The sequence below is a fragment of the Microbacterium sp. UBA3486 genome, from assembly GCF_002377845.1.
Taxonomy (GTDB): Bacteria; Actinomycetota; Actinomycetes; order Actinomycetales; family Microbacteriaceae; genus Microbacterium; species Microbacterium maritypicum_A.
In genome coordinates, this window is the sequence record NZ_DFQP01000039.1 from 175,496 (window position 1) to 198,477 (window position 22,982).

Annotated in this window: 21 protein-coding genes and 2 pseudogenes; 9 read left to right on the plus strand and 14 right to left on the minus strand. The window is 67.8% G+C overall.

The window, feature by feature from the left end:
- The first annotated feature begins 3 nt into the window (after positions 1-3).
- Positions 4-1,518 (plus strand): glycerol kinase GlpK, encoded by a 1,515-nt coding sequence (glpK, locus tag B2869_RS05670; protein ID WP_021200455.1) that lies wholly within the window; start codon positions 4-6, stop codon positions 1,516-1,518.
- Here glpK and B2869_RS05675 read toward each other — a convergent pair.
- Entirely contained in the window at positions 1,478-2,458 is a 981-nt protein-coding gene (locus B2869_RS05675) for a LysR family transcriptional regulator (protein ID WP_292763609.1), read from the minus strand. The two genes, glpK and B2869_RS05675, sit on opposite strands and share 41 nt — an antisense overlap.
- Before the next feature lie 78 nt (positions 2,459-2,536).
- Between B2869_RS05675 and B2869_RS05680 the strand changes: the two genes are divergently transcribed.
- Positions 2,537-3,454 (plus strand): EamA family transporter, encoded by a 918-nt coding sequence (locus B2869_RS05680; RefSeq protein ID WP_292763611.1) that lies wholly within the window; start codon positions 2,537-2,539, stop codon positions 3,452-3,454.
- Between the two features lie 6 nt (positions 3,455-3,460).
- On the opposite strand, the gene ffh is transcribed toward B2869_RS05680, so the two are convergent.
- Together ffh and B2869_RS05690 are read right to left on the minus strand one after the other, a co-directional pair.
- The gene (gene ffh / locus B2869_RS05685) at positions 3,461-5,020 is read right to left on the minus strand and encodes a signal recognition particle protein (RefSeq protein ID WP_021200451.1); all 1,560 of its coding nucleotides are present in this window, start codon (positions 5,018-5,020) and stop codon (positions 3,461-3,463) included.
- 52 nt (positions 5,021-5,072) lie between these two features.
- Positions 5,073-5,657 (minus strand): TetR/AcrR family transcriptional regulator, encoded by a 585-nt coding sequence (locus B2869_RS05690; protein ID WP_292763613.1) that lies wholly within the window; start codon positions 5,655-5,657, stop codon positions 5,073-5,075.
- 98 nt (positions 5,658-5,755) lie between these two features.
- Here B2869_RS05690 and lipB point away from each other — a divergent pair, with 98 nt between their 5' ends.
- Together lipB and lipA are read left to right on the plus strand one after the other, a co-directional pair.
- Positions 5,756-6,409 carry a lipoyl(octanoyl) transferase LipB gene (lipB, locus tag B2869_RS05695; protein ID WP_029265459.1) on the plus strand — a complete coding sequence of 218 codons (654 nt, stop codon included), beginning with the start codon at positions 5,756-5,758 and terminating at the stop codon, positions 6,407-6,409.
- Complete coding sequence (lipA, locus tag B2869_RS05700; protein WP_292763615.1) at positions 6,406-7,395, plus strand: lipoyl synthase; 990 nt, start codon at positions 6,406-6,408, stop codon at positions 7,393-7,395. The genes lipB and lipA overlap by 4 nt, the downstream gene beginning before the upstream one ends.
- A 35-nt stretch (positions 7,396-7,430) precedes the next feature.
- Here lipA and B2869_RS05705 read toward each other — a convergent pair whose 3' ends face one another.
- Genes B2869_RS05705 through smc form a run of 3 tightly spaced genes read right to left on the minus strand, consistent with a single transcriptional unit; the run spans position 7,431 to position 12,445 of the window.
- On the minus strand, positions 7,431-7,931 hold the full coding sequence (locus B2869_RS05705) for a DUF2004 domain-containing protein (RefSeq protein WP_017830742.1): 501 nt from the start codon (positions 7,929-7,931) through the stop codon (positions 7,431-7,433).
- Positions 7,932-7,975: 44 nt separating this feature from the next.
- Entirely contained in the window at positions 7,976-8,848 is an 873-nt protein-coding gene (gene ftsY / locus B2869_RS05710) for a signal recognition particle-docking protein FtsY (protein ID WP_029259096.1), read from the minus strand.
- 57 nt (positions 8,849-8,905) lie between these two features.
- A complete protein-coding gene (gene smc, locus B2869_RS05715) occupies positions 8,906-12,445 on the minus strand; it encodes a chromosome segregation protein SMC (RefSeq protein ID WP_292763621.1) in 3,540 nt (1,179 codons plus the stop codon).
- A gap of 531 nt (positions 12,446-12,976) precedes the next feature.
- Between smc and B2869_RS05720 the strand changes: the two genes are divergently transcribed.
- The 4 genes from B2869_RS05720 (at position 12,977) to B2869_RS05735 (ending at position 16,630) form a co-directional block, all read left to right on the plus strand.
- Positions 12,977-13,261: a hypothetical protein gene (locus B2869_RS05720; RefSeq protein WP_021200443.1), complete on the plus strand. Its 285-nt coding sequence runs from the start codon at positions 12,977-12,979 to the stop codon at positions 13,259-13,261.
- Between the two features lie 173 nt (positions 13,262-13,434).
- Entirely contained in the window at positions 13,435-14,514 is a 1,080-nt protein-coding gene (locus B2869_RS05725) for a GNAT family N-acetyltransferase (RefSeq protein ID WP_292763623.1), read from the plus strand.
- 101 nt (positions 14,515-14,615) lie between these two features.
- Positions 14,616-15,311 (plus strand): ABC transporter ATP-binding protein, encoded by a 696-nt coding sequence (locus B2869_RS05730; protein WP_292763625.1) that lies wholly within the window; start codon positions 14,616-14,618, stop codon positions 15,309-15,311.
- Positions 15,308-16,630 (plus strand): FtsX-like permease family protein, encoded by a 1,323-nt coding sequence (locus B2869_RS05735; protein WP_292763627.1) that lies wholly within the window; start codon positions 15,308-15,310, stop codon positions 16,628-16,630. The genes B2869_RS05730 and B2869_RS05735 overlap by 4 nt, the downstream gene beginning before the upstream one ends.
- 81 nt (positions 16,631-16,711) lie before the next feature.
- Here the strand turns inward: B2869_RS05735 and mutM are convergent, their stop codons facing one another.
- The 7 genes and pseudogenes from mutM to B2869_RS05770 all read right to left on the minus strand — a co-directional run bounded on the left by mutM (position 16,712) and on the right by B2869_RS05770 (position 21,999).
- The gene (mutM, locus tag B2869_RS05740; protein WP_292763629.1) at positions 16,712-17,578 is read right to left on the minus strand and encodes a bifunctional DNA-formamidopyrimidine glycosylase/DNA-(apurinic or apyrimidinic site) lyase; all 867 of its coding nucleotides are present in this window, start codon (positions 17,576-17,578) and stop codon (positions 16,712-16,714) included.
- Positions 17,571-18,263 carry a ribonuclease III gene (rnc, locus tag B2869_RS05745; protein ID WP_029265467.1) on the minus strand — a complete coding sequence of 231 codons (693 nt, stop codon included), beginning with the start codon at positions 18,261-18,263 and terminating at the stop codon, positions 17,571-17,573. Before rnc ends, mutM begins: the two co-directional genes overlap by 8 nt.
- A gap of 10 nt (positions 18,264-18,273) precedes the next feature.
- Positions 18,274-18,483: a 50S ribosomal protein L32 gene (rpmF, locus tag B2869_RS05750; RefSeq protein ID WP_017830754.1), complete on the minus strand. Its 210-nt coding sequence runs from the start codon at positions 18,481-18,483 to the stop codon at positions 18,274-18,276.
- A 2-nt stretch (positions 18,484-18,485) separates the two neighbouring features.
- Positions 18,486-19,034, minus strand: coding sequence for a YceD family protein (locus B2869_RS05755; RefSeq protein ID WP_021200437.1), 549 nt, complete (start codon positions 19,032-19,034; stop codon positions 18,486-18,488).
- A gap of 71 nt (positions 19,035-19,105) precedes the next feature.
- Positions 19,106-19,603, minus strand: a complete 498-nt coding sequence (gene coaD, locus B2869_RS05760) for a pantetheine-phosphate adenylyltransferase (protein WP_029259089.1) — start codon at positions 19,601-19,603, stop codon at positions 19,106-19,108.
- Positions 19,604-19,633: 30 nt separating this feature from the next.
- Positions 19,634-20,071 (minus strand): annotated as a pseudogene (locus B2869_RS05765) (ATP-dependent DNA helicase RecG); the annotation flags it as partial.
- The gene (locus B2869_RS05770; RefSeq protein WP_292763647.1) at positions 20,044-21,999 is read right to left on the minus strand and encodes an ATP-dependent DNA helicase RecG; all 1,956 of its coding nucleotides are present in this window, start codon (positions 21,997-21,999) and stop codon (positions 20,044-20,046) included. The pseudogene B2869_RS05765 and the gene B2869_RS05770, both read right to left, overlap by 28 nt.
- Before the next feature lie 61 nt (positions 22,000-22,060).
- Between B2869_RS05770 and rsmD the strand changes: the two genes are divergently transcribed.
- Entirely contained in the window at positions 22,061-22,675 is a 615-nt protein-coding gene (rsmD, locus tag B2869_RS05775) for a 16S rRNA (guanine(966)-N(2))-methyltransferase RsmD (protein ID WP_292763650.1), read from the plus strand.
- On the opposite strand, the pseudogene B2869_RS05780 reads toward rsmD, so the two are convergent.
- Positions 22,645-22,982: pseudogene (locus B2869_RS05780) on the minus strand (thiamine-phosphate kinase); the annotation flags it as partial. The gene rsmD and the pseudogene B2869_RS05780 overlap by 31 nt on opposite strands.

Sequence of the window (22,982 nt, forward strand, 5' to 3'; positions counted from 1 at the left end):
ACAATGGCTGACTACATCCTCGCCATCGACCAGGGAACCACTTCGAGCCGCGCGATCATCTTCGACAAGAAGGGCAGCATCATCGCGACGGGCCAGAAGGAGCACGAGCAGATCCTGCCGAAGGCCGGCTGGGTCGAGCACGACGCTTCCGAGATCTGGCGCAACGTCCAGGAGGTCATCGGCCTGGCTCTGAGCCGCGCCGACCTCACCCGCCACGACATCGCTGCAGTGGGCATCACCAACCAGCGCGAAACCGCGGTGGTCTGGGACAAGACCACGGGAAAGCCCGCCTACAACGCGATCGTGTGGCAGGACACGCGCACGCAGGCGATCGTGGACCGGCTGGCTGCTGACGGCGGCGTCGAGCGGTTTAAGCCGATCGTCGGACTGCCCCTGGCGACGTACTTCTCGGGTACGAAGATCGCCTGGATCCTGGAGAACGTCGATGGAGCCCGTGAGAAGGCGGAAGCCGGCGACCTGATCTTCGGCACGACCGACAGCTGGGTTCTCTGGAACCTCACCGGTGGCGTCGACGGCGGCGTGCACGTCACCGACGTGACCAACGCGTCGCGCACGATGTTCATGGACCTCGAGACGCTCGAATGGCGCGACGACATCCTCGAGGCCTTCGGTGTGCCGCGGTCGATGATGCCGGAGATCCGCTCGTCCTCGGAGGTCTACGGCGCGGCGGAGGACTCCTCGCTGCTTCGCGAGACCCCGATCGCCGGCATCCTGGGTGACCAGCAGGCGGCGACGTTCGGTCAGGCGGCATTCCAGAAGGGCGAGAGCAAGAACACCTATGGAACGGGCTGCTTCCTGATCTTCAACACGGGCGAGGAGATCGTCCACTCGAAGAACGGTCTGCTCACCACCGTCGGCTACAAGCTCGGCGACCAGCCCACGCATTACGCCCTCGAGGGCTCGATCGCCGTCACCGGATCGCTGATCCAGTGGCTGCGCGACCAGCTCGGCATCATCTCGTCGGCCCCCGAGGTCGAGGAGCTGGCCGACAAGGTCGAGGACAACGGCGGGGTCTACATCGTGCCGGCGTTCTCCGGTCTGTTCGCTCCGTACTGGCGTCCCGACGCCCGAGGCGCGATCGTCGGACTCACCCGTTACGCGAACAAGAACCACATCGCCCGCGCGGCGCTCGAGGCGGTCGCCTTCCAGACGCGTGACGTGCTGGATGCCGTGAACGCAGACGCCGGCGTGGACCTCACGGAGCTCAAGGTCGACGGCGGCATGGTGGCGAATGATGCGCTCATGCAGTTCCAGGCAGACGTCCTCGGCGTGCCGGTCGTTCGCCCGGTGGTCGCGGAGACCACGGCGCTCGGTGCGGCCTACGCGGCCGGACTCGCGGTCGGATTCTGGAACGGGCTCGACGACCTCTCCGCCAACTGGCAGGAGGACAAGCGCTGGGAGCCGTCCATGGAGGAAGCCGAGCGCGACCGCCAGCTGCGCCTGTGGCGCAAGGCGATCACGAAGTCGATGGACTGGGTCGACGACGACGTGAAGTGATCTGACCCGACGACGAAGCGGGTCCGGAGTTCGTCTCCGGGCCCGCTTCGTCGTGTGCGGGTGCATCAATGACGTCATCCATCACGGCCATGAAGGCGCGGGCGACGTTCCGTGGCGAGACGCCACCCCAGGCGAGGTGCTCGACGCGTACAGGGCCGCCGCGCACCTCCACCGTGGCCACGTCGAAACCGGAGCGATCGACGGTGCCCGGCGCCAGCAGGGTCACTGCCAGCCCTGCCTCGACGAGTCCCAGGATGAGGGTCGCGGAGTCGGCCTCGAAGGCGACGTCACGCGTCAGGCCCGCAGCAGCGAACGCCCCGTCGCTCTGCGCACGACCGGAGGTCGCCGCGGGGAAGTCCGCGAACGTCATCCCCGCGACATCGTCGAGCGCGATGCTCTCCGCATCCGCGAGTTCGTGCCCGCGGGGGAGAACGGCGACGAGCGGATCCCGAGAGAGCACACGCGACTCCACACCCGCCGGTTCGACGCCCTCTCGCAGTCCGAGCAGCGCGATGTCGAGCTTGTCGTTCCGGAGCCTGCGGGCGAGGACATCGCTGTTCCCTACCTGCAGTTCCACTCTGACGAGCGGGTAGGCCCCGCGGTAGGCGACGAGCACCGCGGGGAGGTCGATGGCGGTCACCGTGGGGATGACGCCGATTCGCAGCGTGCCTTCCACGATGCCGTCGACGGCGGCGGCGTCCTCCTTCGCCTGATCTGCTGACCGAAGCGCGCGACGCGCGTGCGCGACGAACGCTTGACCTGGCTCCGTCAGCCGCACTCGGCGACTCGACCGTGCGAACAGACGGCGGCCGAGTTCACGCTCGAGTGAGGCGATCTGGTGGCTCAACGCCGATTGGGTGACGAAGCATCGTTCGGCCGCCCGGGTGAAGCTCAGCGTCTCGGCGACTTCGACGACATAGCGGAGCTGTTGAAGTTCCATGCATACATGATGACTGTTCATGTATGCGGTGACAACCATGCGTTGGACTCATTCCTTCTTCCCTCGCAGGCTGGAAGCATGAACCGCCTGCCTCTGGTGCTACTGACCGCCCTCGCCCCCGCCGCATGGGGCACGACCTACCTCGTCACGACAGAACTGCTCCCGGCCGGGCACCCGCTGTTTGCCGGGCTCCTCCGTTCCCTCCCCGCGGGGCTCCTGGCAGTCCTCATCAGCAGACGCCTCCCCCGCGGCGGGTGGTGGGGGAAGTCGTTCATCCTGGGAGCGCTCAACATCGGCGCCTTCTTCCCGCTGCTGTTTCTGGCCGCGGAGCGGCTCCCCGGCGGCGTCGCAGCCGCCGTCGCGGGCGCGCAGCCGCTTATCGTCCTCGTCCTTGGAGCGCTCGTGCTTCAGGAACGAATCCGGCCGCTCGCCGCCGCCGCTGCCGTCGTCGGCGCAGGCGGAGTGGCCCTGGTGGTCCTGGGCCCCGCCGCCGAGCTGGATCTCTGGGGGATCCTCGCCGCTGTCGGAGGCGTCACCGCGACGGGAGCGGGAATGATCCTGACGAAACGATGGGGCCGGCCGGTAGACGTCGGGCCCGTCGCCTACGCCGGGTGGCAGCTCAGCGCCGGAGGGCTTCTGCTGCTGCCGTCGACACTGATCGTCGAGGGCGTGCCGCAGACCATCGACGGGAGCGCCGTGTTCGGATATCTGTGGCTCGGGACGGCGGGCGGGATCGTCGCCTACACGCTCTGGTTCCGCGGCGTCCAGCAGCTCCCGGTCATCGCGCCGGGGCTCCTCGCGCTGCTCTCCCCCATCGTCGCAACGACGCTCGGCGTCGTGGTCGCCGGGGAGCGATTCAACCCCCTCCAGGCCATCGGGCTCGTCCTGACTCTGGGCGCACTCGTGCTGGGGCAGCTGGCCTCGCGGCCCAATCGGCGCACTGCCGCGCCCACCCTGCATGCAACGGCCGCGGATGCTCTCACGGCGCCGCGCTGAGCGGAGTCAGCCCTTGCCGAAGAGCTTCTGGATCTCGGCGAGGTCGGCTTCGCTCGGAGCCTGAGCCGCCCCGCCACCCAAGCCGAATCCGGAGCCGGTCGGCGTCGCGGACGATGCGATCCCCGCGTTCTCGGCCGCGCGCTTGGCCGGGTTGCCTGAACGCGATCCACCGGAGGACTTGCCCTTCTTGCCGCGCTTGGAAGACGCGCCGGGACGCCCCATCCCGGGCACCGGCCCCATACCGGGGATGTTCGGGGTGCCGCCGCGCGCCACCGTCTTCATCATCTTCGCGGCCTGCTCGAAGCGCTGCACGAGCTGGTTCACGTCGGTGACGGTCATACCGGAACCCTTGGCGATGCGCAGACGGCGCGATCCGTTCAGGACCTTGGGGTTGCGGCGCTCCCCCGGCGTCATCGAGCGGATGATGGCCTCCGTGCGGTCGATCTCCCGCTCATCGAAGTCGTCGAGCTGCTGCTTCATCTGGCCCATGCCCGGGAGCATCCCGAGCATCTTCTTCATCGAGCCCATCTTCTTCATCTGCTGAAGCTGGTCGAGGAAGTCCTCGAGGGTGAAGGCCTCGGTCGCGAGCTTCTCGGCCATCTTCATGGCCTCTTCCTCATCGAAGGCCTGCTGGGCCTGCTCGATGAGGGTGAGGATGTCGCCGAGGTCGAGGATGCGGCTCGCCATGCGGTCGGGGTGGAAGGGCTCGAGGTCCTCGAGTCGCTCACCGGTCGAGGCGAAGATGATCGGACGGCCGGTCACGGAGGCCACCGAGAGCGCGGCGCCACCGCGGGCGTCGCCGTCGAGCTTGGAGAGCACGACTCCGGTGAAGTCGACGCCATCCTGGAACGCCTTGGCGGTGTTCACGGCGTCCTGACCGATCATCGCGTCGATGACGAACAGGACCTCATCGGGGTTGACCGCCTTGCGGATGTCTGCCGCCTGCTTCATGAGCTCGGCGTCCACGCCGAGGCGGCCGGCGGTGTCGATGATCACGACATCGTGCTGCTGACGACGTGCGTAGTCGACGCCGTCTCGAGAGACCTTCACGGGATCTCCGACGCCGTTGCCGGGCTCGGGGGCGTAGATCGACGCACCGGCCTGCTCCGCGACGACCTGAAGCTGGTTGACCGCGTTCGGACGCTGGAGGTCGGCGGCGACGAGCAGAGGCGTGTGCCCTTCGCCCTCGAGCTGCTTCGCGAGCTTGCCGGCGAAGGTGGTCTTACCGGAGCCCTGCAGACCGGCGAGCATGATCACCGTCGGTGCCGTCTTCGCGAACTGCAGACGGCGCTGCTCTCCGCCGAGGATCTGCACGAGCTCTTCATTGACGATCTGGACGACCTGCTGCGCCGGGTTCAGCGCCTTGTTGACCTCATCGCCGAGTGCGCGTTCGCGGACCTTCGCGGTGAACTCCTTGACGACGACGAGCGCGACGTCGGCATCGAGCAGGGCGCGTCGGATCTCGCGGACGGTGCCGTCGACGTCGGCCGCGGTCAGCTTTCCCTTCGTGCGCAGATTGCGGAAGGTCTCGGTGAGCCGATCGGAGAGCGTGCCAAATGTAGCCATGGTGCTCTGATTCTACGCGAGCCGAGGCCGGTCGCTCAGCCCCGCGCGGGAGTCAGGACCAGGGAAGGTCATGGATCGTTCCCAGGGCTTCCCGCAGGACCGTCTCCGGCGTCCCCCGTCCGGCTCCCTGTTCCGCCCACACGCGCAGCGAGGAGAGCACGGCGGCCGCGTGTGCCGCCCCGAGGATGTCGGCACGGATGACGTCGACTCCCGAGGCGGACGCCGCGCGTGACACCGCCGCGGACAGACGGGCGAGGCGGAGACCGGTGTCACGGATGAGCTCGCCCTCCACCCCCATCGCTGCGGCATTGCGCAGCGCCAAGGCAAGGGGGTCCGGTGCGAAATCGTGCACGATCGACAGCAGTATGTCGTGAACCGCGTCGCCCGTCGCCGCCCTGCCGAGCTGTTCCAGCGAGGCGATGGCCTTTCCGATCCGTTCGTCGACGCCCGACCACAGCACGTCGCTCTTGGACGCGAAGTAGTTGAAGAAGCTGGACCGGCTGACGCCCGCGCGCTGCGTGATGTCCGCCACAGATGTCGCGTCGTATCCGCGCTCCAGGAAGAGCTCGCACGCGGCTTCTGCGAGGGTCTCCCGCGACGACGCCTTGGGCCGCCCGGCTCTGCCAGTGGAACTCATGTCCTCACGTTATCGCGGGGGCGGGTCGAGAGCGCCGCCCCGCTCGCCGAGGGGTATTGTTGTCCTCAGTCCATTTACGCAATGAAGGCGGTTCTGTGATGCTCGAGATCCTCACGCCCGGGTTCGCTCCGACGTTCGTGCCGTACATCGACGGGTGGGAGCTTCAGCGTCGCGTCCACGCCGATGTCGTCGACGGCACCCGTCCCGACACGCTGATCCTCCTCGAGCACGAGGCCGTCTACACCGCGGGCAAGCGCACGGAGCCCCAGGAGCGGCCACAGGACGGCACCCCCGTGATCGACGTCGATAGGGGCGGGAAGATCACCTGGCACGGGCCGGGGCAGCTCGTGGGCTATCCGATCGTGCGACTCCCCGAGCCGATCGATGTCGTCGCGCACGTGCGCCGTCTGGAGCGTCTCCTGATCGACGTGCTGCGCCCCTTCGGCGTCGACGGCTATCAGGTCGAGGGCCGCAGCGGGGTCTGGGTACGCCGGCCACTCTCGGAGGACAAGGTGGCGGCGATCGGAGTGCGCGTGCAGCAGGGGGTCACGATGCACGGCTTCGCCATCAACTGCGACAACTCGCTGGCCGGCTTCCGCGGCATCATCCCGTGCGGCATCACCGATGCCGGCGTCACTACGGTGAGCGAGGTCGTGGGGTCCGCCGTCCCGCCCCTCGACCTCGTCGACGCCGTCACCCGCGCCTTCCTCGCCGAGTACGCGACCACCGAACTGACAGGAGCCCTCGCATGACCGCCGCCCCCGAGGGTCGCAAGCTCCTCCGCCTCGAGATCCGCAACGCCGAGACACCGATCGAGCGCAAGCCGGAGTGGATCAAGACGAAGGCGAAGATGGGCCCGGAGTACACAGCGCTGCATTCGCTCGTGAAGAGCGAGGACCTGCACACGGTCTGCCAGGAAGCGGGCTGCCCGAACATCTACGAGTGCTGGGAAGACCGAGAGGCGACCTTCCTCATCGGTGGCTCCCAGTGCACCCGCCGCTGCGACTTCTGCCAGATCGACACGGGCAAGCCCGCCGACTACGACACCGACGAGCCACGCCGGGTTGCGGAGAGCGTCGTCCGGATGAACCTCCGGTATGCCACCGTCACGAGCGTGGCCCGCGACGACCTCCCGGACACCGGCGCCTGGCTCAACGCCGAGACGGTGCGCAAGATCCATGAGCTGAACCCGAACACCGGTGTGGAGCTGCTCGCCAACGAGCACAACGCCGATCCGGCGTTCCTGGGGCAGATCTTCGACGCGCGCCCTGAGGTGTTCGCGCACAATGTCGAGACGGTGCCCCGCATCTTCAAGCGCATCCGGCCGGCGTTCCGCTATGAGCGCTCGCTCGACGTCCTGACCCAGGCCCGGGACGCCGGACTGATCACGAAGTCCAACCTCATCCTCGGGATGGGTGAGGAACCCGAAGAGGTGGTGCAGGCGCTCAAAGATCTGCACGACGCCGGATGCGACATCATCACGATCACGCAGTACCTGCGGCCGACACCACGCCACCACCCGGTCTCACGCTGGGTGAAGCCGGCCGAGTTCGTCGAGTTCAAGGAGGAGGCCGAGCGCATCGGGTTCCTCGGTGTTCTGGCGGGTCCCCTCGTGCGGTCGTCGTATCGCGCCGGTCGACTCTGGGCGCAGTCCATGACGTCGAAGGGACGCGAGATCCCCGCACACCTCGCGCATATCGCCGAGAGCGCAGGCCTCGGATTCGCGCAGGCCGTCTGACCTGGACGCTGCCCGGACCCCGTCCGGGCAGCGGATCAGTCCGCGCTCATGACGGACTGAACGCTGCCGTCCGAGCCGAGATTCACGAGCAGCACGTCGTCCGTCGAGCTGTCGTCGAGCGCATACTCGAGCACCGCGAACGGTTCGGAGCCTCCGTGCTCATCGGCGAGGATCGTCATGCTCATCAACCGGAGCGATCGGATGATGTCGACGGCGGCGTCGCCCGAGACATCGACGAGGACATCCGGCAGATCGTCGCCGTACGTCTCCTGCTGCTGGAGGATGTACTCGGTCACCTCGCTCGTGCGGTCATCGACTTCGGCGAGCATGCCACGCCGGGCCGTGTCGTCGACGCTCTCGAGGCCTGCGATGAGCGAGGCGGCGATGTCGAGCGCATCCGCGGAAACGTCGTCCTGATCCGGCGCGGTCAGATCGACGGTGACACTCTGGTCGCCGAGCTCCACTGTCTCCGACCAGAAGATCGAGCCGTCCGGGCCTGAGGACAGGAGTCCGAAGTAGTCGTGTTCGATCGCCATAACGCTATGAAACCAGCCTCGTGCTCACTGCGGTAGTCCCGTCATCAACCGACCAACGACTGGACGAACACATGGGGGGTGAAACCGGTCAGGTCGTCGATCCCCTCGCCCTGTCCGAGCAGCTTCACCGGGATACCGGTGCGCTCCTGTACCGCCAGCACGAACCCGCCCTTGGCCGACCCGTCGAGCTTGGTGAGGACGAGTCCCGTGACGCCGGCGTGCTCGAGGAAGGCCTCGGCCTGCATGACACCGTTCTGGCCCGTGGTGGCGTCCAGCACGAGCAGCACCTCGCTGATCGGCGCCTGCTTCTCGATCACGCGCCGGACCTTCGAGAGCTCGTCCATGAGGCCGCCCTTGGTGTGCAGACGCCCGGCCGTGTCGATGATCGCGATCTCGATGCCTTCGCGCTTGGCATACTCGACCGTCTGGAACGCGACGGATGCCGGATCCTGACCTTCCTGCTGAGGCCGCACGATGGCGGCTCCACCGCGCTGCGCCCAGGTGGCGAGCTGGTCGACGGCGGCCGCGCGGAAGGTGTCGGCCGCGCCGACCACGACACTGCGCTGATAGCCACGGAGGAACTTCGTGAACTTGCCGATGGTCGTCGTCTTCCCGACGCCGTTGACGCCCACGACGAGGACGACGGCTGGACGCTCGGTGAGCTTCAGCGTCGTGTCGAACTTCGCGAAGTGCTCCTCCAACGTCTCCCGCAGCATCCGCTGGAGATCCTTGGGGTCGGTGGTGCGGTACCGGTCGACCTTCGCACGCAGCTCATCCACGACGCGCTCGCTGATGTCCGGGCCGAAGTCGGCCGTCAGGAGAGCGGTCTCCAGGTCCTCCCAGGTCGTCTCATCGATGGTGGGCTTGACGAACATGCCGCGCAGTGCGCGACCAAGAGACCAGGACTTCTCCGCCATCACTCCAGCCTACGGGTTGCGCGGGTGGATGCTCCGCGCGCAAGCCCGTGCGCGCCCCTATACGGCCGCTGCCCGGTCGCCGACACGCTGACCCACGACAGCGGATACGCCGTCCTGCCGCATCGAGACGCCGTAGAGGGCATCGGCGATCTCCATCGTGCGCTTCTGGTGCGTGATCACCAGCAGCTGGGAACTCTCCCTCAGTTGTTCGAACACCGTCAGCAATCGCCCCAGGTTCGCATCGTCGAGCGCCGCCTCGACCTCGTCCAGGATGTAGAACGGACTCGGGCGCGCCTTGAAGATCGCGACGAGCAGCGCCACGGCCGCCAGGGATCGTTCGCCGCCCGAGAGCAGTGACAGACGCTCGATCTTCTTCCCTACAGGGCGGACGGACACTTCGATGCCTGTCGTCAGCATGTTGTCGGGATCCGTCAGGGAGATGCTGCCGGTTCCACCGGGGAACAGCAGAGGGAAAACCTGACCGAATGCCTCCTTGGTGTCTTCGAAAGCACTCGCGAAGATCGTCTGCATTCGGTCATCGAGATCGGTGATGATCGTCAGGAGGTCCTGGCGCGTCTGGGTCAGGTCTGCCAGCTGCTCGGTGAGGAAGGCGTGCCGCTGCTCCAGCGCGGCGAACTCCTCGAGCGCCAGCGGGTTGACACGGCCGAGCTGTGCGAGCTTGCGTTCCGCCTCCGCGAGTCGTCGCTGTTGAATCCGGCGGTCGAAGGGTATCGCCGTGTCGTCGTGCCCCCCTTCGGCGGGTTCAGCACCGGGATCCCGTGGAACAAGCTGATCAGGGCCATATTCCGCAATGAGAATATCTTCATCGAGAGCGAGCTCGGAGGAGACGCGCTCGAGCAGGCTGTTCAGATGCAGCTTCTTCTCGTGGATCTGCAGCTCGAGTCCGTGCACGCTCTCGGTGAGCCCGGCGAGGCGCTCTCGCAGGGAACTCTCCTGCGCGCGCAGGCCGACCAGTTCCTGATTCTGCGCCGAGCGCGCGGTCTCGGCCTCGCCCAGGGCGAGACGTGCCTCCGTCACCGATCGATCCAGCGAGTCGAGGATGCGCGGCAGTTCCTCGACCACCCCTGAGGCCGCCTCGCGCTGCGCGCGACGGATGACTGCTCGCCGTGCCGCCTCGGCCGCGGCATCGCGTTCATGCTCACGCTGGCGCTCCAGAGACACCACCCTGGACTGCGCTGCACGCACACGCTCACGCAGCGTCTCGATCTCGAGCCGCGCCCGCACCTCGCCCTCGCGAGCGACCTCGAGCGCCTCGAGCAGGCTGTCGCGCGCGGAAGCGTCGAGTACCGGCCTCGGCGTCGCGATGGCATCGTCCAGCGCCGTCCTCGCTGCTTCGGACTTCGCCTCGGCCTCGGCGACGGCGGATTGCGCCTGTGCCAACCCGGTCTCGAGGCGTTCACACTCGGCGACGGCGGACTCATGGCGCACCGTGACCCGGTTGAGCTGCTCGGCGTGCGTGGCGAGAGCAGCATCGTGTTCACGGAGTGCGCGCAGGGCGTCCTTCGCGTGACGCCTGGTCGTCTCGACAGCCTCCTCGGCGTCGCGGCGGGCCTCACGAAGCGAGTCGACCACGATCTGGATCTCCGCGAGACGTTCGGCAGCGGCATCCCGCTCGGCGGCGAGTTCCAGACGGGATCGCTCTCCGCCGGAACCGGTGCGCAGGGTCTGCGCGGTGAGGACGTCACCGGCCACCGTGACGATCGTCGTCGCCGTGTCACCCGCGACATCGAGCGCTGTCCGCGCCGATCGCGCCGAATCCAGGTCGTCCGCGATCAGGACATGCGAGAGCACGCCGAGGATGCCGTCGGGCGCTGTCACGGCATCGACGGCGGGCGTGACTCCGGCGATCGTCGGAGTCGCGACGTCGCCACGGACCGCATTCGCGATGACGAAGTCCACCACTCCCCTGCGTTGCTCCGCCGCTTCCTTCGCCGACGCGAAGGCGTCGTCCACGGAGTCGATCAACACGCCCTCCGCGAGCGGACCGAGGACCGCGGCGATGGCCGCCTCGAAACCCGTTCGGACCTGCACAGCGTCGCCGACGAGTCCCCGCACACCCTTTCCGCCCGCTTCGACGATCTCCGCCGCCCCACCGGACAACGCCAGAGCACTGCTCAGCGCCGAAGCCTTGGCCGTGAGCGCATCGACCTCGCGCTCTGCCGAGTGCAGACGTTCACGCAGCGTCTCACGCTCCGATTCCGCGGCGGTCGCTGCACGTTGCGCACTGTCGTACGCAGCGGCATGTTCGACGGCCGTGCCCTCAGGAGCTTCCGCGTCGTCGATCGCGTCGAGTTCCTCGGCGGCTTCGCGCCTGCGTGCGTTGGCCGCCTCGAGCGCGTTCTCCTGGCGGAGAACGGCGCCACGCACTGCGGCGAGGGCTGAGGCTGCGGCATCTGCGGTCCCGCGCAAGGTGGAGAGGCGCATGTCGTACTCGGAGACCAGGGCGCTCTGCTCGGCGATGTCGACGTCGAGCGCGTCGAGTTCCGCTCGGGCGTGCACCACCTCTCGGCTGGCAGCCGCCGCGGCGTCCTGAGCATCTCCGAGCCCGGCGGAGATCGCGTCGATCTCGTCCTTCGCCTCGTCGATCGTGGCCTGCGTCACGGTGACGGCAGTGACCGCGGCGTCGTCATCGTCGGTGCCGAGGAGAGCGAGACGCTGATTCGCCAGGGTGTAGAGCCCGCGCATCCGCTCCTGAACCTGCTCGAGGCCGAACGCCACGCTGCGTGCCTGATCGACCGCGACCGAGTTCTGATCCTGCTCGAGCCGCGCGATGTTCGCCCGCACCGTCTCGGCTTGATCCGAGAGCACCAGACGCTCGGTGTGACGCTCCTGCTCGGTGCGTGTGTGGTCCGCGAGTGCGGCGCGCAGTGCGACCACGTCGTCGGCGAAGATACGGGCTTTCGCGTCGCGCACGACGGCAGCGATCGTCTGCGCCTCGCGGGCGATCTCGGCCTGGCGTCCCAACGGCTTGAGCTGCCGGCGGATCTCTCCGGCGAGATCGCTCAACCGAGTGAGGTTGGTCTCCATCGCGTCGAGTTTGCGGAGGGTCTTCTCCTTGCGGCGGCGGTGCTTGAGGATTCCCGCGGCTTCCTCGATGAACCCTCGACGATCCTCGGGCGACGCCTGCAGAACCGTGTCGAGGCGACCCTGACCGACGATGACGTGCATCTCCCGGCCCAGTCCGGAATCGCTCAGCAGCTCCTGCACGTCGAGGAGTCGGCATCCCTCGCCGTTGATCGCGTACTCGCTGGAGCCGTTGCGGAACAGCGTGCGGCTGATCGTCACTTCCGCGTACTCGATCGGCAGGGCACCGTCGGCATTGTCGATCGTGAGCTGCACCTCAGCACGACCCAGCGGCCCGCGCGTCGAGGTTCCCGCGAAGATGACGTCTTCCATCTTGCCGCCGCGCAGTGTCTTCGCACCCTGCTCACCCATCACCCAGGCCAGCGCGTCCACGACGTTCGACTTGCCCGAGCCGTTCGGTCCGACGATGCAGGTGACGCCGGGTTCGAACACGAAGCTGGTCGGCTGCGCGAACGACTTGAACCCTTTGAGCGTCAGGCTCTTCAGATGCATGGGGGCACCGCTCGTCCGGGGAGAATCACGCGGCTACGCTACCGGAATTCCGGGCCTGGAGCCTCATCCCGCGCGGACGGTGGGAGAACTCGGGAACCGCGCGACACGCCGAGGAGAACCGCAGGTGCTTGACGTCCGCCGCGCGGATTCGCTACCGTGTCCTCCGGATCGCCACACGAAAGGAGGTTACCGATGATTACGACTCAGCTCAACGCACAGGCCACTGGCCTCGCCGCGCCCGCGCATTTTGCGCCGCGCTTTGCGTTCTCGGTAACCGCCGGCGTCCGCATCAGCGCTCTCTCGTAGAACCGCACCCCGAGATCTCGGGCCCGTAGTGGGCCCTCTCCGGCCGGCTCTTCCGCGCCCCGTCTGCTGATCTGCACCGCAGATCACGACTTCGTCTCCGCGTATGGCGTCCACGCTCCGTGGCATCCGCCGACCCACGCTTCCTCCGCATCGTTCCCGACCGCTCCGCTGTCGGCGTGCGGTGCTTCCGCATCCATCACCACCATCCCTTTCGAAGGAACCATCGTGAACACCACGTTGCATCGCAGCGACATCCACCCGCCCGATACCGAGGACCGCGAGGTCCTCCAGATCCCCCGCCCCGACGAACTGCGCCGCTTGTCGCTCGCCGATCGTCTCTCCCTCCGGATCGGCCTCTGGCTCTTCCAGAGGGCGCAGCGCCCCCGACGTCCGCGTCGCGGCCTGCGCATCGATCCGGCAGACATGTTCCTGCTCGGTGAGCAGCGTCATCGTTCGGCAGCGGAATCGTACGCACTGCTGACGTATGACATGCAGCGCGGAATGCGTTGACGCCGCGATTCAGCGGTCGCCCTCCGCATCACCGTCCCCCTCTGAGTGCGCCCGCCCGTGTAGTCCGCGGGCGGGCGCGCACAGAGGTTCCGTCTCCTCGCGGCGCGAACGTCGAATCCCGTAGACACCCGGCCTCGATCATCACCCTGAGCACCTGCACGAAAGAAACTGACATGAAGACCACCGAACCGACCATCACACCGCTGATCGTGCCGGTATCCCTGGATGCCGACGACGCCGCGGAGTTCCGCGCGTACGGAGACCTCAACCGACTCGTGTGCGACGAGCAGGTGGGACTCCCCGATCTCGCCCCGGACGCCGCGCAGATGCTGCCGAACTGGCAGGACGACAGCGACGCGCTCGACCGTGGGTTCGTGGCACGGATCGATGACGAGATCGTCGGCATGGTGACGGTCACACTCGCCCAGGAGGCCGAAGCCCATGCGGCCGAGATCGACCTGTTGGTTCCGCAAGCGCACTGGGGGCTCGGCGTCGAGGCCGCTCTGCTCGACCGCGCCGAAGAAGAAGCACGCGCTCACGGGCGAACCGTCCTGCAGATCTGGAGTCTCCACCGTCCCGTGGAAGCCGACCGGATGCTCGTGCCTCGAACGGGATGGGGACGCATCCCCGCCACCCCGCTCTCCGAGCTCGCCGAGGACCACGGTTACTCGCTGGAACAGGTCGAGCGCAACAGTGAGTATGACCTGCACAGCGACGTCGGCCCGCTCCGCGATGCTCTGGCGGACGCGAGCGCGTTCGCCGGGCCGGACTACCGCATCGTCGAGTGGAACATGCCGACGCCTCCGGAGTGGCGGGACGGCTTCGCCGCCGTGCTCGCACGTCTGTCCACGGATGCCCCGAGCGGCGACATGGACTTCGCCGAGGAACACTGGGACGCCGACCGCGTCATCCGCCGCGAAGCGCGACTTCTCGGTGCGGGTCAGACGGTGTCCGTGGCCGCCGTGCAACATGTGCCGAGCGGCCAGCTCGTCGCCTACAACGAGTTGCTCATCGCCGCGGATCGCACCGGTGTCACCCATCAGTTCGGAACGTTGGTCAGCAAGGAGCACCGAGGGCACCGCCTCGGCACGATCGTGAAGTGCGCGAACCTGCTCCGATGGCGCGAGCTCATGCCTCTCTCGACCGTCGTCTCCACCTTCAACGCCGAGGAGAACCGACCGATGCTGAGCATCAACGAGGCGATCGGCTTCGTGCCCGTATCGTACGCGGGCGCGTGGCAGAAGAAGATCTGAGGTACGCGCGGACCCGATCTCATTCTTCGGGATGACGTCGGGCCCGCGCGGTCATCCGCCGGGGCGACGACGGCGCAGGATCGCTCGGCGAGGCTGGAACCATGAACATCCCCGTGATCGAAGCCCACGCCCTCATCAAGAACTTCGGGACGACCCGCGCTCTCGCCGGCATCGACCTCGCGATCCATCGTGGCGAGGCCGTCGCGATCATGGGCGCCTCCGGATCGGGGAAGACCACGCTCCTCCACGTGCTGGCCGGGATCACCGCCCCCGATTCCGGCAGCGTACTGTTCCGCCCCGCCGAGGGCGCCCCGATCGAGGTCACCGCACTCGGCGAGTCCACACGGTCGCGTCTGCGTCGCGAGAGGTTCGGCTTCGTCTTCCAGCAGGGGCTTCTCATTCCCGAGCTGACCGCCGTCGAGAACGTGGCTCTCGCATCCATGATCAACGGCGTCCGTCGTCAGGATGCCGTACAGCACGCAGCATCCTGGCTCGCGGCCCTCGGACTCGCCGGTATGGAGGAACGCCGCATCGGCGAGCTCTCCGGCGGTCAGGCGCAACGCGTCGCGATCGCCCGCGCACAGGCCACCGGCGCAGAGCTCGTCTTCGCCGACGAACCGACCGGTGCGCTCGATTCGACCACCTCCTCCGAGGTGATGGACGCCCTGCTGTGGTCGACGACCGGGCAGGGGCGGACACTCGTCGTGGTCACACACGACCCGGAGGTGGCCGCCCGCTGCTCCCGTACGATCGCCGTGCGCGACGGACGCATCATCTCCTCGGCGGTGGCCGCATGAATCGCAACGTGCTGACGCTCCTCCTGCGTCCGGCGCCCGGACAGGGCAGCGTCCTCGCATTGCCCGTCGTCGCGTTCGGGGTCGTGACCACATTGGTGCTCACGGTCATCGGGGGCGCACAGTCCTTCTGGGGATGGACCGATGAGTTCGCACCCTTGTACCAGGCGCTTGCAGCGATCGCTCTCGTTCTCCTGGTCGTGCCGCTGATGTCCCTCGGCGGGGCAGCGGCTCGTCTCTCCGCGCGTCGACGCGATGAACGGCTCTCCACCCTCCGTCTGCTCGGTGTGTCACCTGGCGGGGTGACGATCGCGACGGTCACGGAGTCCGTCCTCGTCGCGGCGGTCGGCGCCCTCGCCGGCGTCATCGCGCATGTCGCCATCAGTCCGCTCATCGGGCTCATCCCGTTCCGCGGGGAGCCGCTCGGGTTCGCGGCCGTGGTCCTGCCTCCGATGCAGACCGTCATCGTCGTGGTCGCCGTGCTCGCGCTCGCAGCCACCAGCGCCGTCATCGGCCTTCGTCGTGTCGTCATCTCGCCGCTGGGCGTCCGTACGCGCACCGATGTGCCGAAGGTGCACTGGATTCGAGCAGTACTGGCAGCCGGAGCGATCGCCATCGCGTTCGCACTCATCAAGGTGTTCCCCTCGGTGGGCGGAGTCGTGATGACCATCGTCGTCCTCGCGGGACTGTTCGGTGCCGCACTCGGTGTGTTGAATCTCGTGGGACCGTGGGTGCTCAAGGTCGCGGCATCGCGTCAGCTGCGTCGCGCCGAGCGACCCGAGCGGCTGCTGGCCGCACGCATCGTGCTGGACTCGCCCAAGGCAGCCTGGCGCCAGGTGGGTGGAATCGCCATGGCGAGCTTCATGGCCGTCTTCGCCGGCACCGGAGTGGCGCTGATGAGCATGATGAGCGATTCCGACGCCGCCGCTGCCGACATCGCGCTCGCCGACGACATCCGCACGGGACTCATCATCACGCTCATCGGCTCCTTCCTGATGGTCGCGGCGTCCGTCGGCGTCAATCAGGCCTCGGACGTTCTCGACCAGAGCGAACTGCACCGCAGCCTGCACCACCTCGGAATGCCGCTCGACACCGTGGACCGGGCACGACGACGCGCGATCATGTCGCCTCTGCTGGTGACGGCGATCGGGTCGGCACTGGTGGCAGCGCTCCTGGTGTTCCCGCTGGTCGGTATCGCGCTGATCACGGCTCCGGTCTCTCTGATGACCATCGCGCTCGTGGTCACCGTCGGGATCGGTGTGGTGTGGGCGACCACATGGGCCACCCGCCCGCTGCTCCAGCGCTCCTTCCAGACGGCGTGACCGCCACTCCGCACCTGCGGCGACTGACGGGCCGGGAGCCTGACGCACACAGCGTTCAGGCTCCCGGCCCGAGCACGCGACCTACTTCGGCAGCCGCTGGCACCGCGGGCAGAAGTGCGAACCGCGATTCATGAAGCTCTCCCGGATGATCGGCGTGCCACATCGCGGGCAGGGCTTTCCCTGCTGTCCGTAGGCATTGAGCGAGTGCGCGAAGTACCCGGCCTGGCCGTTCACATTCACGTACTGCGCATCGAAGCTGGTGCCGCCCTCCGCGAGCGCCTTTGCCAGTACGAGCCGCACCTCGTTCAGCAGTCGGCGCACCGCCTGTGTGGAGAGTCGGTCGGACGGTGTCTCTGGGTGGATGCGCGCCGCCCACAGCGACTCATCGGCATAGATGTTGCCGATCCCGCTCACGACGCCCTGGTCGAGGAGCACGCGCTTGATCGCGCTCCCCCGCCGTGCCAGCGCGGCGCGCAACGCACGATCGTCGAAAGCCGGATCCAGCGGATCGCGGGCGATGTGCGCGACCTGCGTCGGAATCGACGAACCGTCGTCATCCACCAGGGCATCGACCGCGAGCGACCCGAAGGTGCGCTGGTCGGCGAAAACGATCGCGAGTTCGCCGTGGACGGGATGCTCGATGCCGATGCGCACCCGCTCATGCCGCTCGGCACCGGCGTCCGGTGCGCGCAACAGCACCTGTCCGCTCATCCCGAGGTGCGCAATGAGCGCGGAATCCTCATCGTTCAGCGGAAGCCAGAGGAACTTCCCCCGGCGAGAGGCTGCGGTGAAGGTCCGCCCCTCGAGACGAGCGACGAAATCGGCGGCGCCGGCGACGTGCCGCGTGAGCGCTCGCTCGTCGAACACGCTCACCGCGGTGATCAGAGATCCGACCGCGGCCGGGGCGAGGCCCGCCCGGACCACCTCGACCTCGGGAAGCTCAGGCACGCTCGCTGAGGGTGCGCCAGGCACTGAGAGCCGCGGCCATCTCGGCTGTCTTCTTGCTGCTGCCGGCACCGGTCATGCTCACGTCGCCGACGATGACGGTCGCCACGAAACGACGGTCGTGATCCGGGCCGCTCGCCTCCACCGAGTACTGCGGAGGCGTCGCACCGACGCGGGCCGCGAGTTCCTGCAGGCTGGTCTTCGGGTCCATCGCCGCGCCGTAGCGTTCCGGGTCGGCCAGCAGCGGTTTCGTCAGACGCAACACGAGTTCCGTGGCGGCCTCGGGACCTGCGGAAAGGTAGGTGGCTCCGATAACGGCTTCCATCGTGTCGGCGAGGATCGAGTCCTTGTCTCGGCCACCCGTCTGCTCTTCGCCGCGACCGAGCAGCAGATGACTGCCGAGGTCGATCCCTCGAGCGACCTCGGCGAGAGCGACCGTCGACACGACGCTCGCACGCCGCTTCGCCAGCTCGCCCTCATCGAGGTCGGGGTGCGTGGTGAAGAGCATGACGGTCACCGCCTGCCCGAGGACGGAGTCTCCGAGGAACTCCAGTCGCTCGTTGTGCGGGATGCCGCCGTGTTCGTACGCGTAGGAGCGGTGGGTCAGGGCCAACTCCAGAAGCTCCGCGTCGATATCGACGCGGAGCTTATCTGGGAGAGGCCTCGTCCCCCCGGGGACCTCCGTCACGGTACGCGACTCAGACGTCAGCGACCTTGCGGCCCTTGTACTCCAGGAAGAGCTCCGTGCCCTGCGAGTCGGTGACGACCTTCGCCTGGTGGGGACGGCTGTAGACGACCTGGCCGTTCTCGATCGTCTTGACGAGCGCGACGGGCGCCGCCTTCCACTGCGCGCGGCGCGAGCGGGTGTTCGAACGGGATACCTTGCGCTTCGGGGGGTTACCAGCCATGACTAGCTCTCTTCTTTCTCGGCGGCACGAGATTCTTCCGTGCCGTCTTGGTCTGTGATGTTCTGGAGCGCACTCCACCGAGGATCGATGGGAGCGGCCTGCTCCGTTCCGGTGCTCACGGTCAGTCGTTCACCCGTTTTCGGGTCGAGACCCGGGCAATCCGGCTGACACACCGGCTGAAAAGGAAGTGCCAGTACGGCCGCATCCCTGACGAGAGTTTCAAGATCCACGTGGTCGTCTTGAACCTCGAAGTCAGTTTCTTCCTCACCAGGATACGCGAAAAGCTCCTGGAACTCGACTTCGACGGGCCGAGTGATGTCGATGAGGCATCTTCCGCACACACCGACGTACTCGGCGTCAGCGGTTCCCGACACGAGGATGCCCTCGTGGACGGACTCCAGCCGGACGTCGAGATCGAGTTCGGATCCCGCCTCGTAGGACACGATCCCCTCACCCCAGGCTTCGGAGAGAGCGACGGTGAACTCGTGTTCGCGCATCTCTCCCGGGCGCCGGACGATGTCGCGGACGGGGAGGACAAAAGGGCCGTTCATTCGAGAGCGCACCGTTCCATGCTACCGGCCGACGCGAGCGGTCGCCCTGACCGCGCGCTCAGGGAAGGGACTCAGATACCGCGGGAACCGGTGTCGAGGAAATCTGCCACCGCTGCGGGAACGAACGGGGTCACGTCGCCGCCGAGGGAAGCCACCTGGCGAACGAGCGAACTCGACACCATCGCGTGCGACGGGTCGGGCAGAAGGAACACCGTCTCGATACCGGCGAGGTGCCTGTTGACGATCGCCATCGGAGACTCGTACGCGACATCGATCTGCGAGCGGATACCCTTCACCAGCACCCCGGCATTGACATCGCGGGCGTAGTCGACGAGGAGGCCCATGCTCCACGAACCGATCACGATGTTGCCCTGCATGCCGTCATCCGCGATCGACTTCTCCAGCAGGGAGAGCCGCTGCGCGATCGGCAGCATCGCCTCTTTGCCCGGGTTGTGCACGACGAGCACATGCAGTTCGTCGTAAAGGGCGGCCGCACGCCGGATCACATCGAGGTGACCCAGGGTCGGCGGATCGAAGGAACCCGGGACGACGGCGATCCGGCTGCTCATGTTTCCAGCCTAGGGCACGCCGGTTCCGGTTCAGTTCTTCGCCAGCGCCGCTCGATCCTCGTCGCTCACACGTCGTCCGATCGCCTCGCGCAGGCCCGGGTGGTCGGCCAGATCCGGATCGACGGAGAGGATGCCCTCCGCCACCTCGCGCGCACGCGTGATGAGGCCGGCATCCTTGACGACGCGGAGGAGTTTCAGAGAAGAGCGCACACCCGCCTGTGCGGCGCCGAGCACATCGCCCTCCCCGCGCAGCTCCAGATCGACCTCCGCCAGGGCGAACCCGTCCAGCGTGGCGGCGACCGCGTCGACGCGGTCACGGGCGAGCGACCCGGCCTCAGCCTCGGTGACGAGCAGGCAGAGCCCGGGAACACCCCCTCGACCGACGCGCCCTCGAAGCTGGTGCAGCTGCGAGACGCCGAAACGATCGGCATCGAGAACGATCATCGTGGAGGCGTTGGGCACGTCGACGNNTCCATCTGCTGGATCGCGTCCAGGCGGCGCTGCGCCTGCTTGGTGAGGTTCTGCACGTCGTTGACCAGCAAGTAGGCATAGGCCTGGTGGTGCGAGCGGCCGACGCGTCCGCGCAGCTGGTGCAGCTGCGACAGACCGAAGCGCTCGGCGTGCTCGATCACCATCAGCGAGGCATTCGGCACGTCGACGCCGACCTCGATCACCGTGGTGGCGAGCAGCAGATCGATGTCTCCCCGGGCGAACGACTGCATCACCGCGTCCTTCTCGTCCGACGGCATACGACCGTGCAGAACGGCGCGGCGCAATCCGCCCAGAGTGGGATGGGTGGCGAGGGCTTCGTCGAGCTGTACGACGCCCCATCGCGGCCCGGAGGCCCCTTCCGGAGCGAGCGACGGCTGCTCCCCCGCCTCCGTCGTCTTCTTGGTGGTGTCGATCGCTGCACAGACGGCGAAGACCTGTCGTCCCTGAGCGATCTCCTCCGCAGCGCGCTCCCAGACACGGTTGAACCACCCCGGGTGCTCAGCGAGCGGCGCCACGAACGACTCGATACCCGCGCGGCCGGCCGGCATGGTGCGGATGACCGAGGTGTCGAGGTCGCCGAAGACCGTCATCGCGACCGTCCGCGGAATCGGCGTCGCGGTCAGCACGAGGGCATGCGGGCTCGACCCCTTCGCCCGTAGAGCCTCGCGCTGCTCGACGCCGAACCGGTGCTGCTCGTCGACCACGACCAGGCCGAGGTCGGCGAACGTGGTCTTCTCCCCCAGCAGCGCGTGTGTTCCGACGACGATCAGCGCCTGACCGGAAGCAACCCGCAGAGCAGCCTTGCGACGCTCCGCCGCCGGCATCTGACCGGTCAACAGCGTCGGCATCAGCTGGGGCGCGAGATCGGGACCCAGCATCTTCGCGATGGAACGCAGGTGCTGACCCGCCAGCACCTCTGTCGGAGCGATCAGCGCCGCCTGCCCGCCGCTCTCGGCGACCTGCAGCATCGCGCGGAGAGCCACGAGGGTCTTACCCGAACCGACCTCTCCCTGGACGAGCCGGTTCATCGGCCAGGCACCCACGAGATCCTCGGCGATCTGGTGTCCCACCGTCTCCTGATCGGGCGTGAGCGTGTACGGGAGGCTCGCGTCGAAGCGTTCGAGCAGTCCGCCGGCACTCGCAGGCCGTGAGGTGGCGGAGAGGGCACGGATCGCATCGCGCTGCTGGAGCAGCGCGGTCTGCAAGGTGAGTGCCTCGTGCATGCGCAGGGTTCGCACGGCGGGATCGATGTCGTTGCGAGTACGGGGACGGTGCACCAGCTCCAGTGCCTCGCGAGCGGTGAGCAGCTCTTCTCGTTCCCGGATCTCCGCCGTCAACGGGTCGGGCGCGTCGGAGAGATCATCCAGCACGCGTCCGATGAGTCGAGCGATCTGCCAGGTCTGGATCGCCGAGGTAGCCGGGTAGATCGGGATCGGGACGGCGGCCCGCGCATCCGCACTGCGTCTGGCCGAGTCCTCGTCGTCGAACAGCTCGTATTCGGGGTGCGCGAACTGCGTCACACCGTTGAACTCGCCGACCTTGCCGGAGAACACACCGCGTCGCCCGACGGCGAGATCTTTGGACCTCCACTCGGCCGCGCCGACGTTCTTCGCGAAGAACGTGAGCGACATCCGCCCGATGCCGTCTCCGATGACGACGTCGACCATGGCGCCCGGGCGGTTGCGCATACGCCGGAAGCTCGATGACAGCACCTCCGCGACGATCGTCACCGTCTCGCCGAGCGGGAGGTCGCGGATCGGTGTCAGCTCGCCCGGATCGGCGTAGCGCCGAGGATAGTGCGCGAGAAGGTCACCGACGCTCTTCATGCCGAAGGCACGACCGAGCGTCTTGGCAGACGCCGCACCGAGCGCATCCTCCAACGAGGAATCGAGCGTGAGCGACATGTTCCGAGTCTAGGGAACGCGACGGACACGGCAGACATCCCGCCTGTCGTATCGTGAACGGGTGACGAGGATCATCGCAGGCAGCGCCAGAGGCGCCCGACTCGAGGTGCCGGGCTCGGGCACACGGCCCACGAGCGATCGGGTGCGCGAGTCGTTGTTCGGCGGGCTGGAATCACTGAGCGCGATCGCCGGGGCGCGGGTCCTCGATCTCTACGCCGGATCGGGAGCCCTGGGCTTGGAGTCCCTCAGCCGCGGAGCCGCGAGCGCCGAGTTCGTGGAGCGCGGGCGCCCGGCCGCCGCCATCGTCCGACGGAACGCCGGCGTGGTCGCGAAGGCCGGCAGCCTCCCGCTCGGTCGTGTGCACGAGAGCACGGTGCATGCGTTCCTGCAGCGCGCGACGGGACCCTTCGACCTCGTCTTCACCGATCCGCCGTACGACCTCGACGACGTCGCCATGACTGCCGATCTCGTCGCCCTCGCACCGCTCCTGTCGTCGGATGCCGTCGTCGTCGTGGAACGGGCTCGCCGCTCCACGCCCCCGGACTTCGGCGCGGCGAACCTGGAGCAGTTCCGCGAGAAGACCTACGGCGACACCACCATCTGGTGGGCCGAGCCCGCTGCCGGCGAGGACGACGAGCTGGTCGATCAGCCTGCGACCGAGTCCCAGTCCCGATAGGGGTCCCACCCGCTGAGGTCGACCGGAAGGTCATCGCAGAGCAGATCTTCCGGTCCGGCAGCACGAACGGCGCCGATGACGCGGAACCCGGGCGGGAGCACACCCTCGGGGAACGCGGCGAGCAGGGCGTGATCCTCCCCTCCGGCGATCGCTCGCTCAGGATCGTCCCCGAGAAGGGCTCGTTCCAGCGCGATCGTGACGCCGGAAGCCGCGGCCATCCGTCGCGCATCGAGGGCGAGTCCGTCGGACACGTCCATCATCGCCGTCGCCCCCGCCGTCGCGGCGACTGCGCCGAGGCCGATCGGGG

Bases quoted from the DNA above. Each gene is read 5' to 3' on its own strand.
- glpK (WP_021200455.1), top strand. From the start codon at position 4: ATGGCTGACTACATCCTCGCCATCGACCAGGGAACCACTTCGAGCCGC.
- B2869_RS05675 (WP_292763609.1), bottom strand. From the start codon at position 2,458: ATGGAACTTCAACAGCTCCGCTATGTCGTCGAAGTCGCCGAGACGCTG.
- B2869_RS05680 (WP_292763611.1), top strand. From the start codon at position 2,537: ATGAACCGCCTGCCTCTGGTGCTACTGACCGCCCTCGCCCCCGCCGCA.
- ffh (WP_021200451.1), bottom strand. From the start codon at position 5,020: ATGGCTACATTTGGCACGCTCTCCGATCGGCTCACCGAGACCTTCCGC.
- B2869_RS05690 (WP_292763613.1), bottom strand. From the start codon at position 5,657: ATGAGTTCCACTGGCAGAGCCGGGCGGCCCAAGGCGTCGTCGCGGGAG.
- lipB (WP_029265459.1), top strand. From the start codon at position 5,756: ATGCTCGAGATCCTCACGCCCGGGTTCGCTCCGACGTTCGTGCCGTAC.
- lipA (WP_292763615.1), top strand. From the start codon at position 6,406: ATGACCGCCGCCCCCGAGGGTCGCAAGCTCCTCCGCCTCGAGATCCGC.
- B2869_RS05705 (WP_017830742.1), bottom strand. From the start codon at position 7,931: ATGGCGATCGAACACGACTACTTCGGACTCCTGTCCTCAGGCCCGGAC.
- ftsY (WP_029259096.1), bottom strand. From the start codon at position 8,848: ATGGCGGAGAAGTCCTGGTCTCTTGGTCGCGCACTGCGCGGCATGTTC.
- smc (WP_292763621.1), bottom strand. From the start codon at position 12,445: ATGCATCTGAAGAGCCTGACGCTCAAAGGGTTCAAGTCGTTCGCGCAG.
- B2869_RS05725 (WP_292763623.1), top strand. From the start codon at position 13,435: ATGAAGACCACCGAACCGACCATCACACCGCTGATCGTGCCGGTATCC.
- B2869_RS05730 (WP_292763625.1), top strand. From the start codon at position 14,616: ATGAACATCCCCGTGATCGAAGCCCACGCCCTCATCAAGAACTTCGGG.
- B2869_RS05735 (WP_292763627.1), top strand. From the start codon at position 15,308: ATGAATCGCAACGTGCTGACGCTCCTCCTGCGTCCGGCGCCCGGACAG.
- rpmF (WP_017830754.1), bottom strand. From the start codon at position 18,483: ATGGCTGGTAACCCCCCGAAGCGCAAGGTATCCCGTTCGAACACCCGC.
- B2869_RS05755 (WP_021200437.1), bottom strand. From the start codon at position 19,034: ATGAACGGCCCTTTTGTCCTCCCCGTCCGCGACATCGTCCGGCGCCCG.
- coaD (WP_029259089.1), bottom strand. From the start codon at position 19,603: ATGAGCAGCCGGATCGCCGTCGTCCCGGGTTCCTTCGATCCGCCGACC.